The 11,581-nt window shown below is 47.5% G+C and carries 13 protein-coding genes and 1 other RNA gene; 11 read left to right on the top strand and 3 right to left on the bottom strand.

Translation table 11 applies throughout. From position 1 onward, the window contains the following. The first annotated feature begins 2 nt into the window (after positions 1–2). From plsY to rnpB, 8 genes are all read left to right on the top strand, one after another. Entirely contained in the window at positions 3–647 is a 645-nt protein-coding gene (plsY, locus tag FGQ85_RS01380; RefSeq protein ID WP_087168230.1) for a glycerol-3-phosphate 1-O-acyltransferase PlsY, read from the top strand. A 10-nt stretch (positions 648–657) separates the two neighbouring features. Then, positions 658–1,689 (top strand): NAD(P)H-dependent glycerol-3-phosphate dehydrogenase, encoded by a 1,032-nt coding sequence (locus FGQ85_RS01375; protein ID WP_087252779.1) that lies wholly within the window; start codon positions 658–660, stop codon positions 1,687–1,689. Positions 1,690–1,751: 62 nt separating this feature from the next. Beyond that, complete coding sequence (gene spoIVA / locus FGQ85_RS01370) at positions 1,752–3,224, top strand: stage IV sporulation protein A (protein WP_087252778.1); 1,473 nt, start codon at positions 1,752–1,754, stop codon at positions 3,222–3,224. A gap of 101 nt (positions 3,225–3,325) precedes the next feature. Continuing rightward, complete coding sequence (locus tag FGQ85_RS01365) at positions 3,326–3,652, top strand: bifunctional adenosylcobinamide kinase/adenosylcobinamide-phosphate guanylyltransferase (RefSeq protein ID WP_138372452.1); 327 nt, start codon at positions 3,326–3,328, stop codon at positions 3,650–3,652. Further along, positions 3,649–4,143 carry a bifunctional precorrin-2 dehydrogenase/sirohydrochlorin ferrochelatase gene (locus FGQ85_RS01360; protein ID WP_171027853.1) on the top strand — a complete coding sequence of 165 codons (495 nt, stop codon included), beginning with the start codon at positions 3,649–3,651 and terminating at the stop codon, positions 4,141–4,143. The genes FGQ85_RS01365 and FGQ85_RS01360 overlap by 4 nt, the downstream gene beginning before the upstream one ends. Next, the gene (locus tag FGQ85_RS01355) at positions 4,140–4,838 is read left to right on the top strand and encodes an MBL fold metallo-hydrolase (protein ID WP_087168225.1); all 699 of its coding nucleotides are present in this window, start codon (positions 4,140–4,142) and stop codon (positions 4,836–4,838) included. The genes FGQ85_RS01360 and FGQ85_RS01355 overlap by 4 nt, the downstream gene beginning before the upstream one ends. Positions 4,839–4,840: 2 nt before the next feature. Further along, positions 4,841–5,332 carry a ribonuclease HI gene (rnhA, locus tag FGQ85_RS01350; protein WP_087168224.1) on the top strand — a complete coding sequence of 164 codons (492 nt, stop codon included), beginning with the start codon at positions 4,841–4,843 and terminating at the stop codon, positions 5,330–5,332. Between the two features lie 16 nt (positions 5,333–5,348). Then, positions 5,349–5,694, top strand: an RNA gene (gene rnpB, locus FGQ85_RS01345) — RNase P RNA component class A. Positions 5,695–5,790: 96 nt separating this feature from the next. Here the strand turns inward: rnpB and FGQ85_RS01340 are convergent. The 3 genes from FGQ85_RS01340 to pyrB all read right to left on the bottom strand — a co-directional run bounded on the left by FGQ85_RS01340 (position 5,791) and on the right by pyrB (position 7,674). Next, positions 5,791–6,129 carry a sporulation initiation factor Spo0A C-terminal domain-containing protein gene (locus tag FGQ85_RS01340; protein WP_138372450.1) on the bottom strand — a complete coding sequence of 113 codons (339 nt, stop codon included), beginning with the start codon at positions 6,127–6,129 and terminating at the stop codon, positions 5,791–5,793. A gap of 157 nt (positions 6,130–6,286) precedes the next feature. Beyond that, on the bottom strand, positions 6,287–6,727 hold the full coding sequence (locus FGQ85_RS01335; protein WP_087168222.1) for an aspartate carbamoyltransferase regulatory subunit: 441 nt from the start codon (positions 6,725–6,727) through the stop codon (positions 6,287–6,289). Between the two features lie 26 nt (positions 6,728–6,753). Beyond that, positions 6,754–7,674 carry an aspartate carbamoyltransferase gene (pyrB, locus tag FGQ85_RS01330; protein ID WP_087168221.1) on the bottom strand — a complete coding sequence of 307 codons (921 nt, stop codon included), beginning with the start codon at positions 7,672–7,674 and terminating at the stop codon, positions 6,754–6,756. A 144-nt stretch (positions 7,675–7,818) separates the two neighbouring features. Here pyrB and pheA point away from each other — a divergent pair, with 144 nt between their 5' ends. The 3 genes from pheA to FGQ85_RS01315 are packed head-to-tail and all read left to right on the top strand — an operon-like array spanning position 7,819 to position 11,579. Then, a complete protein-coding gene (gene pheA / locus FGQ85_RS01325) occupies positions 7,819–8,949 on the top strand; it encodes a prephenate dehydratase (RefSeq protein ID WP_087168220.1) in 1,131 nt (376 codons plus the stop codon). A 24-nt stretch (positions 8,950–8,973) separates the two neighbouring features. Next, positions 8,974–10,266: an ATP-binding protein gene (locus tag FGQ85_RS01320; protein ID WP_087168219.1), complete on the top strand. Its 1,293-nt coding sequence runs from the start codon at positions 8,974–8,976 to the stop codon at positions 10,264–10,266. A 26-nt stretch (positions 10,267–10,292) separates the two neighbouring features. Further along, positions 10,293–11,579 carry an L-serine ammonia-lyase, iron-sulfur-dependent, subunit alpha gene (locus tag FGQ85_RS01315; protein WP_087252772.1) on the top strand — a complete coding sequence of 429 codons (1,287 nt, stop codon included), beginning with the start codon at positions 10,293–10,295 and terminating at the stop codon, positions 11,577–11,579. Positions 11,580–11,581: the final 2 nt, after the last annotated feature.

Here is an 11,581-nt window from a genome sequence, read left to right as displayed (position 1 = left end):
TCATGGAACGGATCGTGTGTATTTTGATCGGGTATGTTTTCGGGCTTTTCCAGACAGGATATATTTACGGGAGACTGCAGCATGTGGATATCCGGAAAATGGGGAGCGGAAATGCCGGTTCTACAAATGCGCTGAGAACACTCGGGGTCAAAGCGGGAGCGTGTACGTTTTTGGGGGATTCCTTTAAGTGTATTTTTGCCGTTCTGGCAGTACGGCTGATTTTTGGAGAAACACATGGAGACATTCTTCCACTTCTTTCTATTTATGCCGGAATGGGAGCAGTGCTTGGACATAATTTCCCGTTCTATCTGAAATTCAAAGGAGGAAAAGGAATTGCGGCCATGGCAGGACTTCTGGCCGCCCTTACGAATGTCTGGATCTGCTTGATTGCGATCGTGGTATTTGTTACAATAGTAGCAGTAACAAAATATGTTTCCGTTGGTTCGATTGCGGTCGTTCTGATTTTCTTTGCAGGTGTCGTATTCCGCGGACAGACAGGAAGCTACGGGATGGCTGCGCCATATCTCCATGAGATGTATGTGGTGGCAGCATTTCTTGCAGTTCTTGCAATCTGGAAGCACAGAGCGAATATTCAGAGACTGTTAAGCGGCACAGAAAATAAAATCAGCATCGGAAAGAAAAAATAGGAGGCACAGTATGGCAAAAGTTGGAATTATGGGAGCCGGCAGCTGGGGAACGGCGATTTCATGGCTTCTGACAAACAATGGACATGAGGTGACTGTCTGGTCTATCGACGCGAAAGAGGTGGAGATGCTTGACAGAGAGCGGGAACATAAGTCAAAACTTCCGGGGGTGAAGCTTCAGGACGGTATCCGTTTCACAAATGAGATCCGGGAAGGCATTGAAGGAAAGGACTTTGTAGTGCTTGCCGTTCCGTCACCATTTACGAGATCGACGGCTCAGAGGATGTGTCCTTATGTGAAAGAGGGACAGATCCTTGTCAATGTGGCAAAGGGGATCGAGGAAAAGACGTTGATGACATTGAGCGAGCAGATTGAGGAAGAAGTGCCTCAGGCGGATGTGGCGGTTCTTTCGGGACCAAGCCATGCGGAAGAAGTGGGAAAGGGTCTGCCTACCACATGTGTAGTCGGTGCAAAAACAAGAGAGACGGCAGAGTACCTTCAGAAAGCATTTATGAGCGAAGTGTTCCGTGTGTATACAAGTCCGGATATCAAAGGCATCGAACTGGGAGGATCTTTGAAAAATGTCATTGCTCTTGCCGCCGGTATTGCGGATGGCCTTGGATACGGCGACAATACAAAAGCCGCTCTGATCACAAGGGGGATTGCTGAGATTGCACGTCTGGGAGTAAAGATGGGCGGAAAGATCGAAACCTTTACCGGGCTGACAGGAATCGGTGATCTGATTGTGACCTGTGCAAGTGTCCACAGCCGGAACCGGAAGGCAGGATATCTGATAGGACAGGGAAGGACGATGCAGGAAGCCATGGATGAGGTCAAAATGGTAGTTGAAGGCGTCTACTCTGCAAAAGCGGCAAAGCAGCTTGCCGGGCAGTACCAGATTTCCATGCCGATTGTAGAACAGGTCAATCAGGTGCTCTTTGAAGGAAAGAGTCCGGCCGAGGCGGTCAAAGAGCTGATGCTTCGTGACCGGAAAGAAGAACACAGTGCCCTTCCTTGGGGAGAAGAAGATACAGATACAAAATAAAACAGGTCTAAATACCTCCTTGCAGGCATACATTGGTATCAGCATTGCAAGGGGGTATTTTCATGGAGAATTTTCAGCTTTATCATGATATGCAGGTCAGAACAAACGGGGAAATCTATTTCGGGGTTGTAGGTCCGGTAAGGACCGGAAAGTCCACGTTTATCAAACGGTTTATGGATCTTCTGGTTCTCCCGCATATGAATGATGAAAATCAGCGGGCGAGGACAATGGATGAACTGCCACAGTCCTCTTCCGGAAAAACCATTATGACAACAGAACCTAAATTTATTCCAAAAGAGGCGGCGGAGATTACACTTTCAGATGATGTCCGGGTCCGGGTCCGGCTGATCGACTGTGTCGGATATATGACAGAAGGGGCAAAAGGGCATATCGAAGACGGGGAGGAACGCAAAGTTAAAACACCGTGGTTTGACTATGAGATTCCGTTTACAAAAGCAGCCGGAATCGGAACAAGGAAGGTGATTCATGATCATGCCACTATCGGAATTGTAGTGACAACGGATGGAACGATCGGAGAGATCCCAAGAGAAGCGTACCGGGACCCGGAAGGAAAGACCATCCGGGAACTGAAAGATATCGGGAAACCCTTTCTCGTTCTGGTAAATTCAGCAAGGCCTTACGGGAAGGAAGCGTCAGAGACCGTAAAAGAGATCCAGGAGTCCTATCAGGTGGCGGCGATGCCGGTCAATTGTGAGCAGCTGAAAGAGGAGGATATCCATCGGATGATGGAGGAGATCCTGTTTGAATTCCCGGTTTCCGAGATGGAATTTTATATACCAAAATGGGTGGAAATGCTGCCGCGAAGCCATAGAATCAAGGAAGAAATGGTATCCTATATCAGAGACTTGATGGAGGAAAAGACGGAAATCCGGGATTTTATCGGAGGAATCGAACAGCCGGATGATACATATATCGAAAGTGTCCGTGTGGATCATATTGCGATGGATACCGGATGTATCCGGATGGAAATCCGTGTTTACGAGAAATACTATTATGAAATGCTCAGTGAGATGACAAACATGAAGATACAGAATGAGTACGAACTCCTTAGGGCCATGAAGGAAATGTCCGCCCTTCAGGAGGAGTATGCCAATGTCAAAGATGCTATGGACAGTGTCAGGGCAAAGGGGTATGGAGTGGTGAGTCCGAAGAAAGAGGAGATTTCCCTTACAGATCCGGAGATCATCAAGCAGGGCAGCAAGTACGGGGTGAAGATCCATTCGGAGGCACCGTCGATTCACATGATACGGGCCAATATTGAAACGGAGATCGCGCCGATTGTGGGCAACGAGCAGCAGGCTCAGGATATCCTGCGGTACATCAAAGATGCGAAAGAGCAGGAAGGAGGAGTCTGGGAAACCAACATTTTTGGAAAAACAATCGAGGAACTTGTGATGGACGGAATGCGGCATAAGATTACGATGATCAATGACGAATGTCAGGGAAAACTTCAGGATACGATGCAGAAAATTGTAAACGACAGCAATGGAGGGATTGTCTGTATCATTATCTAAACCGGATAAATGGGCCTGTACGCAAAAAGTTGAAAAACTTGATGAACGTACAGGCCTCTTTGTGGTATACTTGATCTGTTAGAGAAAGAAGGAGAGCGGATATGATAATGATTACGGGCGGAAGCTTTCAGGGAAAGACAGAGTATGCCAGAGCACAGTACCCGGACCGGGAGATCATCGTACATTTTGAAGAACAGATTTTACAGTGCATCCGGGAGAACAGGGATCCAGCAGCGTACACCGGGCAGTTTATTGAGAGTCATCCGGATGCAGTTGTTCTGATGGATGAAATCGGAAACGGTATTGTTCCGACGGACCGGGAGGAGCGGGCATGGAGAGAGGCTGCAGGACGTGCCGGATGCCGGCTGGCAAAAGAGGCCGGGGAGGTCTACCGCGTCATGGCAGGGATCGGGATCAGGATCAAATGAGCAGGGAAAAATATCCGCGGTTTCCGCTCTTTTTGAGTCTGTGCGGCAGAGAGATCCTGATTGTCGGCGCCGGGAATATCGCGGTCCGGAGAGCCGGCATCCTTCTTCCTTTTGGCTGCAGCATCCGGATGTGCGCTCCGGAAAGAGAGGATGAGCTGAAAGAGCCTCTCAGAGGATGGATTCTGGACGGAAAGGTCCGGTACGAGAGCAGGCGGTTTGAAAAGGATGTGCTGACCGGTCGGGAGTTTCTTGTGTTTGCGGCGACGGATGAAAACGAAACAAACGCAGAGATTGTTCAGATATGCAGGGGAAAAGGGATTCTGGTGAATAACGCATCGGACGCTTCCGTGTGTGATTTCTTCTTCCCGTCTGTACTGCGGGATGAGGAGATTGTAATCGGAATTGCAGGGGACGGAAGCGACCACAGAAAGGTAAAACAGATACGAAAAAAGATACAGGACATGCTGAAAGGAGAGAAAAGACCCAAATGAAAGTCACTTATCTGTATCACAGTGGATTTACAGTAGAAGATGAACGTGCAATGTATGTTTTTGATTACTATAAGGGGAAGCTGCCTGAGACAGAGGCCGATAAACAGATGTATGTTTTTGTGAGCCACCGCCACAGCGACCACTTCAATCCGGTAATTTTTGAGTGGGAGAAAGAGCATCCGAAGATCCAGTACATTCTGTCGGATGACGTGGAGGCGGATCCTGCTCCCAACCGGATTTTTCTGCCTCCGGATAAAAAAATAAAGATCGGAACGCTGAAAATAGAGACGCTTCGTTCTACGGATGAAGGCGTTGCTTTTCTCGTTGCCTTCCGTGACAAGAGAATTTATCATGCAGGTGATCTGAACTGGTGGCACTGGGAAGGCGAGAGTATTGACTATAACCGCAGTATGCGTAAAAATTACCAGAAGGAAATCAAAAAGCTTGCACGAAAGAAGATCGATCTGGCGTTTGTCGTTCTGGATCCAAGACAGGGCGGAGCGGCATTTTCCGGCATTGATTATTTCATGAGAAATGTGAGGGCAGAGCATGTCTTCCCGATGCACATGTGGAAGGATTATGGGCTGACAGACCGTCTGCTGACTTCGGAAATTTCCTCGGGCTACCGGAACCGGATTCACCGCGTATGGGAGGAAGGACAGACTGTGGAGATCAAGGAACGGAAGGGAGAATAACAATGCTTGTAAAAATCTATACGGACGGTGCGGCAAGAGGAAATCCGGACGGACCGGGAGGATATGGAACGATTCTCTCCTATACCGATCCGAAAGGACAGACCCATATACGGGAGCTTTCCCAGGGGTATGAAAAGACAACTAACAACCGGATGGAGCTGATGGCAGTCATTGCCGGACTGGAAGCGCTGAACAGGCCCTGCGAAGTGGAAATCTATTCGGATTCCAAATATGTAGTGGATGCGTTTAACCAGCACTGGATTGACAACTGGATCCGGAAGGGCTGGAAGCGCGGGAAAAATGAGCCGGTCAAAAACATCGATCTCTGGAAAAGGCTTTTGGAGGCGGCAAAGCCGCACAAGATGACATTGATCTGGGTAAAAGGGCATGACGGCCACCCGCAGAATGAACGATGTGACGAACTTGCGACAACGGCAGCGGACGGTGAGGATCGGATCGTTGATGAAGGGCTTGCAAGTGAAGGCCAAGTGTGATATTGTATTACAGGTGCAGGTAAGATAAACAGTCGCGGCTGCGAATCCCGAAAGGGTGCAGACGAGGAAAGTCCGGGCTTCACAGGGCAGGATGCCGGATAACGTCCGGTGGAGGCGACTCCAAGGATAGTGCAACAGAAATAAACCGCCGCTTATGCGGTAAGGGTGGAAAGGCAGTGTAAGAGACTACCGCTTTTCTGGTAACAGAAGAGGCACATGTAAACCCCATCCGAAGAAAGACCGAATGAAAACGATACGGCGGCCCGTCGTGTTTTAGGTGGGTTGATGGACTCCTGCGGCGACGCAGGAGCTAGATAGATGACTGTTCAAGACATAACCCGGCTTATCGTCTTGCCTGCCGTTTATACAGAAAGCAAAAAAGGGTGCGGTGCTTAAACCGCACCCTTTTTATAAGCTTTCCGGCAGAATGATAGATTCCGTTTATGCCACAGCAGTTTTTATTGATAGCGCAGATAATCAGCTGCCATTTCAATCAGTTCTTTTGGGTAAAGAGTACCGTGAGAAAGAAATCCGGGAAAGAAGGCCCGGAGCTGCGCTTCGTTGGCGGCCGCTATCTGGCAGACAGTGCGGATCGCCCTTGCGATACTTGGGACAGAGACGTGATACATTTCGGCAATCGGCCGGTAGATTTCCTTTTGGATGTTACACAGACAATGCTCGTCTTCCAGTACAGGAAAGACGGCCTCCTTCAGATAGTAAAAGCCTTTGTATCTCCCTGAAATTCCGATGCTTTTCAGAAAGATACTTAATTTTTCTTCCACATTTGATGTTGTCATCTTTGTTTCCTCCTTGGTTGGCCGGAAGCTTACATAACCTTTATATAAAAAGGGAGGAAAAAAGAAAGTCAAGATATGCAACAAAACGTGGCATTTTAACACGCACACCTAAAATATGGATAAAAAGAACCGGGAGGGCATCAGCCCTCCCGGCAGTTTATTTTCTATGATACTTTTCCTCGCAGTATTTGCAGCGGTATTCTTCACGTTCCGGATCCGTCAGAATAAACACATGATCCAGCTCCTGCTCGATGGAAGTGATGCATCTCGGGTTTTTGCAGCGGATCACATTGGTGATTTTTTTCGGAAGCTTCAGAGACATTTTATCTACAATTTTTTCATTCTCAATGATGTTTACCGTAATATTGTGATCGATGAAACCAAGGATGTCCAGATCGATCATCTCCAGCGGACACTCAATCTTGATGATGTCCTTTTTCCCCATCTTGTTGCTTTTTGCGTTCTTGATAATCGCGACACAGCAGTCCAGCTTGTCGAGACGCAGATATTTGTAAATATCCATACTTTTTCCTGCCTGGATATGATCCAGTACAAAGCCTTCGGAGATTCTTCCGATATTCAATGTATTTTTAACCATAATTAGCTCCTTTCCAGATTTGCAGATCAGTCGACATGGATGTCGAGAAGAGTAAGAATCAGTGCCATTCGTACATAAACACCGTATTTGGCCTGCTTGAAATAAACGGCGCGTGGATCGTCATCCACTTCCACGGAGATCTCATTTACTCTCGGGAGCGGGTGGAGCACAAGCATATCCTTGCTGGCAAGTTCCATCTTTTTCTTGTCCAGAATGTAGAAGTCTTTCATACGGACATAGTCTTCCTCGTTGAAGAAACGTTCTTTCTGAACACGGGTCATGTAAAGGATGTCCAGATCCGGAAGTGCTTCTTCCATACGGACAACCTCTTTGTATGGAACATTGTTGCGTCTCAGTACATCGTGGCGGATGTAGGTTGGAAGACGCAGCTCCTCAGGGGAGATCAGTACAAAGTTCAGATTGTCATAACGGACAAGTGCCTGAATCAGAGAATGAACAGTACGCCCGAACTTCAGATCTCCGCAAAGACCGATTGTCAGGTTGTTAAGACGCCCTTTTAAAGAACGGATCGTCAGAAGGTCCGTCAGCGTCTGGGTCGGATGCTGGTGTCCCCCGTCACCGGCATTGATAATCGGAATAGAAGAATGGGCAGCGGCTACCATCGGAGCGCCTTCCTTTGGATGACGCATCGCAACGATGTCAGCATAGCATGCCACAGTCCGAATCGTGTCCGATACACTTTCCCCCTTTGCAGCGGAACTCGAATCGGCAGAAGAAAAGCCAAGAACACTTCCGCCCAGGTTTAACATGGCAGCTTCATGACTTAAACGGGTACGGGTACTTGGCTCATAAAACAATGTTGCTAATTTTTTTCCTGCACAGGCATGTGCATATTTCGCTGGATTATTTTCAATATCATTGGCAAGATCTAAAAGCTTGTCCAGTTCTTCCACGGAAAAGTCCAGCGGACTCATTAAGTGTCTCATATAACATCCTCCTCTTGCTACCTAGCTCTCCTAATAATATATAATAAATTGATCTTGTTTTCAACAGCCAATTCAAATATGAACGTAGATTTTTCAGAAGAAATGTATTATAATATGGAAGAGTTTGAGCGAAGGAGGAAGCAGATGGCATCGTTAGAGGAACTGCGCGGTGAGCTGGATTGTCTTGATGAGCAGATCATCGCTTTATTTGAAAAACGGATGGAAGTCTGTTCTTTAGTTGCAGACTATAAGATTGAAAATGGAAGAAAAGTCTATGACCGGGCAAGGGAGCAGGAGAAGCTGCTAAAAGCAGCATCCCGGGTGGAGCATGCGTACAACAAGAAAGGAGTACAGGAGCTGTTTACCCTTCTGATGTCGGTCAGCAGGAAACTTCAATATCAGAAACTTTCCGCCTGCGGGACAACGGGGAGACTTCCGTTTATAGAAGTAAAAGAGCTGGATGTAAAGAATTCACGGATTGTATTCCAGGGAGTGGAGGGAGCCTACAGTGAGGCGGCGCTGAAGCAGTATTTCGGAGATGAAGTCAACAGTTATCATGTACGTACCTGGAAAGATGCGATGGACGCCATCGAGGATGGAGCAGCGGATTTTGCCGTGCTCCCGATTGAGAATTCTTCAGCAGGCGCAGTGAATGAGGTATACGATCTGCTTGTAGAATATGAAAATTATATCGTGGGAGAGACCGTGCTTCCGGTCAGCCATGTACTTGCGGGACTGAAGGGGAGCAAAGAGGATGAGATCACAAGAGTCTATTCCCATCCGCAGGGGCTGATGCAGTGTGAGAAATATCTGTATGACCATCCTGCAATGGAGAAGATCAGCGTACCGAATACTGCGGTTGCGGCACGCAAGATTGTGGAGGAGCAGGATGTGCACCATGCGGCAATCTGCAGTGCCTACGCGGCTTCTTTATACGGACTGGAAATTCTGCGGGAGCAGGTCAACGACAACCGTCATAATTCCACCCGCTTTATTATTGTGACCAACCAGAAGATTTTTCTGGAGCATGCGGACAAGATCAGTATCTGTTTTGAACTTCCGCACGAGAGCGGCTCGCTTTATCAGATACTGTCCCACTTTATCTACAACGATCTCAATATGACAAAGATCGAATCACGGCCGATCGAGGACAGGCCTTGGGAATACCGCTTTTTCGTGGACTTTGAGGGGAATCTGGCAGACGGAGGCGTGAAAAACGCGATCCGGGGACTGCGTGAAGAGACGAAGAGCATGAAAATACTGGGGAACTACTAGAAAACAGAAAAGAAGGAAGAGAAGATGCATACAAACGAACTGATGATTTACAGAAATATGGAATATGGTCGGATTCTCCAGGATATGACTTTTCTGATGGAGCATGCGGGAAGTGATTATTATAATCCGGAGGATCTGAAAAATCTGTTCTTTGAATGTGTCAATAAGATCCTTGAGCTTTCGGAACAGCATGGTCTGGAGGGAAATCTGTGGCATACCTATCTGACATTTCTGCTCGTTAACGACGAAAATGCCTACAGCACAGCCTGCGAGATCCGGGGAGCGATTGAGGGAAGTGTCAATGACGTGGCGCTGCATGATTTCGCGATTATGAAGGAGCTGTTTGACTATGATGTAAAGGGGCTCGGTGAGAAACTAGGCACGAAAGCTCACAGGATTTTATTTGACTATCAGGGAACGAGGCAGGAAGGACATGTCTACAACCGTAGGGTAAGAGACCGGATCTGCACGTTGGCTGTCCACCTTGCAGGGACTTCTTCTCCGGAAGAATTTAAAACAGTCATGACCCAGTTTTACAAGGAGTTCGGGGTAGGGAAATTCGGGCTTCACAAGGCTTTTCGGGTCGAACATACTGAAGAGGGTGCCAGGATTGTTCCGATTACCAAGATTGCCCATGTCAGACTGGATGATCTGGTAGGATATGAGATCCCAAAGAAGAAGCTGATTGAAAATACAGAGGCTTTTGTACGGGGAAGAAAGGCGAATAACTGCCTGCTGTTTGGGGACGCGGGAACCGGAAAGTCCACTTCCATCAAGGCAATTCTGAATCAGTACTATGAAGAAGGACTGCGTATGATCGAAGTGTACAAGCACCAGTTCCAGGATCTCAATGATATCATTGCCCAGATCAAAAACAGGAATTACAAGTTTATCATTTACATGGATGATCTTTCTTTCGAAGAATTTGAGATTGAATATAAATATCTGAAAGCGGTGATTGAAGGCGGTCTGGAGCGTAAGCCGGATAACGTTCTGATCTATGCCACATCCAACAGAAGACATCTGGTACGGGAACAGTGGAGCGATAAAAATGACAGAAGAGATGATGATCTTCACACATCGGATACGGTACAGGAGAAGCTGTCCCTTGTGGCGAGATTTGGGGTATCGATCTTTTTTGTCGGTCCGGATAAAAAAGAGTTCCAGAATATCGTTCTCGAACTTGCAAAACGGAACGGCATTCAGATGGAGGAAAACGAACTTCTGCTGCAGGCAAATCAATGGGAGATGACCCACGGCGGCAGATCAGGAAGAACAGCACAGCAGTTTATTGACTACCTGCTGGGGAAAGCATAAAACATAAGAAAAGAGAGGATGAGACGATGAAAAAAGAGAATGTAAAGTATGGAGCGTATGTGCAGATTTTAAAGGAAGAGCTGGTACCGGCTATGGGATGTACGGAGCCGATCGCACTGGCCTATGCAGCGGCTAAGGCAAGAGAAGTTCTTGGAGTAAAACCGGACAAAGTGAAGATCGGCGCAAGCGGAAGTATTATTAAAAATGTAAAATCGGTAATTGTACCGAATACGGATCATCTTAAAGGAATACCGGCGGCAGCGGCAGCCGGAATCATTGCAGGAAAACCGGAAAAAGAACTGGAAGTCATCGCAGAAGTATCACAAGAACAGATTGAGGAGATGAAAGACTTCCTTAAGAACACGGATATTTCCGTAGAATACGTGGATAACGGCATCACTTTTGACATCATTGTAACAGAGACAAAAGGGGAATCCAGCGCGACAGTACGGATCGCGAACTATCATACAAACATCGTACTGATTGAAAAAGACGGACAGGTACTTTTTGAGGAAAAGGTAGAAGGCGAGAAAGAAGAGGGACTGACGGACCGTTCTCTTTTGAATATGAAAGATATTCTGGATTTTGCAGAAACCGTGGACATCGAAGATGTCAGAGAAGTGATCGGACGCCAGATCCGGTATAATACGGCGATTGCACAAGAGGGATTAAAAGGAAACTATGGTGCAAATATCGGAAGTGTTCTTCTCGAAATGGAAGGGGACAATATTCGTGTCCGGGCAAAAGCTATGGCAGCAGCAGGATCTGACGCGAGAATGAACGGATGTGAACTTCCGGTAATCATTAATTCAGGAAGCGGCAATCAGGGAATGACCTGCTCTCTTCCGGTGATTGAATATGCTAAAGAACTGAATTCCGGGGAGGAAAAGCTGTACCGGGCACTGACGTTGTCAAACCTTGTGGCAATCCATCAGAAGACCGGAATCGGAAGATTGTCCGCATACTGTGGGGCAGTCTGCGCAGGTGCGGCGGCAGGAGCCGGAATCGCTTATCTGCACGGAGGCGGATATGAAGAGATTGCACATACGGTAGTCAATGCGCTTGCGATCGTATCCGGAATTGTCTGCGACGGGGCAAAGGCATCCTGCGCAGCCAAGATCGCATCTTCAGTGGAGGCGGGAATTCTTGGATATAACATGTATAAATGCGGACAGCAGTTCTATGCAGGCGATGGTATCGTGACGAAAGGCGTTGATGAAACGATCAGAAATATCGGACGTCTTGGCAAAGAAGGCATGAGGGAGACTAATGTCGAGATCATTGATATCATGGTAGGAGAAGGATGTAAATAAAC

The sequence above is a fragment of the Pseudoflavonifractor sp. BSD2780061688st1 E11 genome, from assembly GCF_005844125.1.
GTDB lineage: Bacteria > Bacillota > Clostridia > Lachnospirales > Lachnospiraceae > Sellimonas > Sellimonas catena.
The sequence above is the reverse complement of the archived record's forward strand: the minus strand, read 5'-3'. Positions and strand labels throughout refer to the sequence as shown.

What these genes read in the sequence shown, in the direction of transcription:
- spoIVA (WP_087252778.1), top strand. Translation starts at nt 1,752, where the DNA reads ATGGAGAATTTTCAGCTTTATCATGATATGCAGGTCAGAACAAACGGG.
- pheA (WP_087168220.1), top strand. Translation starts at nt 7,819, where the DNA reads ATGGCATCGTTAGAGGAACTGCGCGGTGAGCTGGATTGTCTTGATGAG.
- plsY (WP_087168230.1), top strand. Translation starts at nt 3, where the DNA reads ATGGAACGGATCGTGTGTATTTTGATCGGGTATGTTTTCGGGCTTTTC.
- FGQ85_RS01340 (WP_138372450.1), bottom strand. Translation starts at nt 6,129, where the DNA reads ATGACAACATCAAATGTGGAAGAAAAATTAAGTATCTTTCTGAAAAGC.
- pyrB (WP_087168221.1), bottom strand. Translation starts at nt 7,674, where the DNA reads ATGAGACACTTAATGAGTCCGCTGGACTTTTCCGTGGAAGAACTGGAC.
- FGQ85_RS01375 (WP_087252779.1), top strand. Translation starts at nt 658, where the DNA reads ATGGCAAAAGTTGGAATTATGGGAGCCGGCAGCTGGGGAACGGCGATT.
- FGQ85_RS01355 (WP_087168225.1), top strand. Translation starts at nt 4,140, where the DNA reads ATGAAAGTCACTTATCTGTATCACAGTGGATTTACAGTAGAAGATGAA.
- FGQ85_RS01320 (WP_087168219.1), top strand. Translation starts at nt 8,974, where the DNA reads ATGCATACAAACGAACTGATGATTTACAGAAATATGGAATATGGTCGG.
- FGQ85_RS01315 (WP_087252772.1), top strand. Translation starts at nt 10,293, where the DNA reads ATGAAAAAAGAGAATGTAAAGTATGGAGCGTATGTGCAGATTTTAAAG.
- FGQ85_RS01335 (WP_087168222.1), bottom strand. Translation starts at nt 6,727, where the DNA reads ATGGTTAAAAATACATTGAATATCGGAAGAATCTCCGAAGGCTTTGTA.
- rnhA (WP_087168224.1), top strand. Translation starts at nt 4,841, where the DNA reads ATGCTTGTAAAAATCTATACGGACGGTGCGGCAAGAGGAAATCCGGAC.
- FGQ85_RS01360 (WP_171027853.1), top strand. Translation starts at nt 3,649, where the DNA reads ATGAGCAGGGAAAAATATCCGCGGTTTCCGCTCTTTTTGAGTCTGTGC.
- FGQ85_RS01365 (WP_138372452.1), top strand. Translation starts at nt 3,326, where the DNA reads ATGATAATGATTACGGGCGGAAGCTTTCAGGGAAAGACAGAGTATGCC.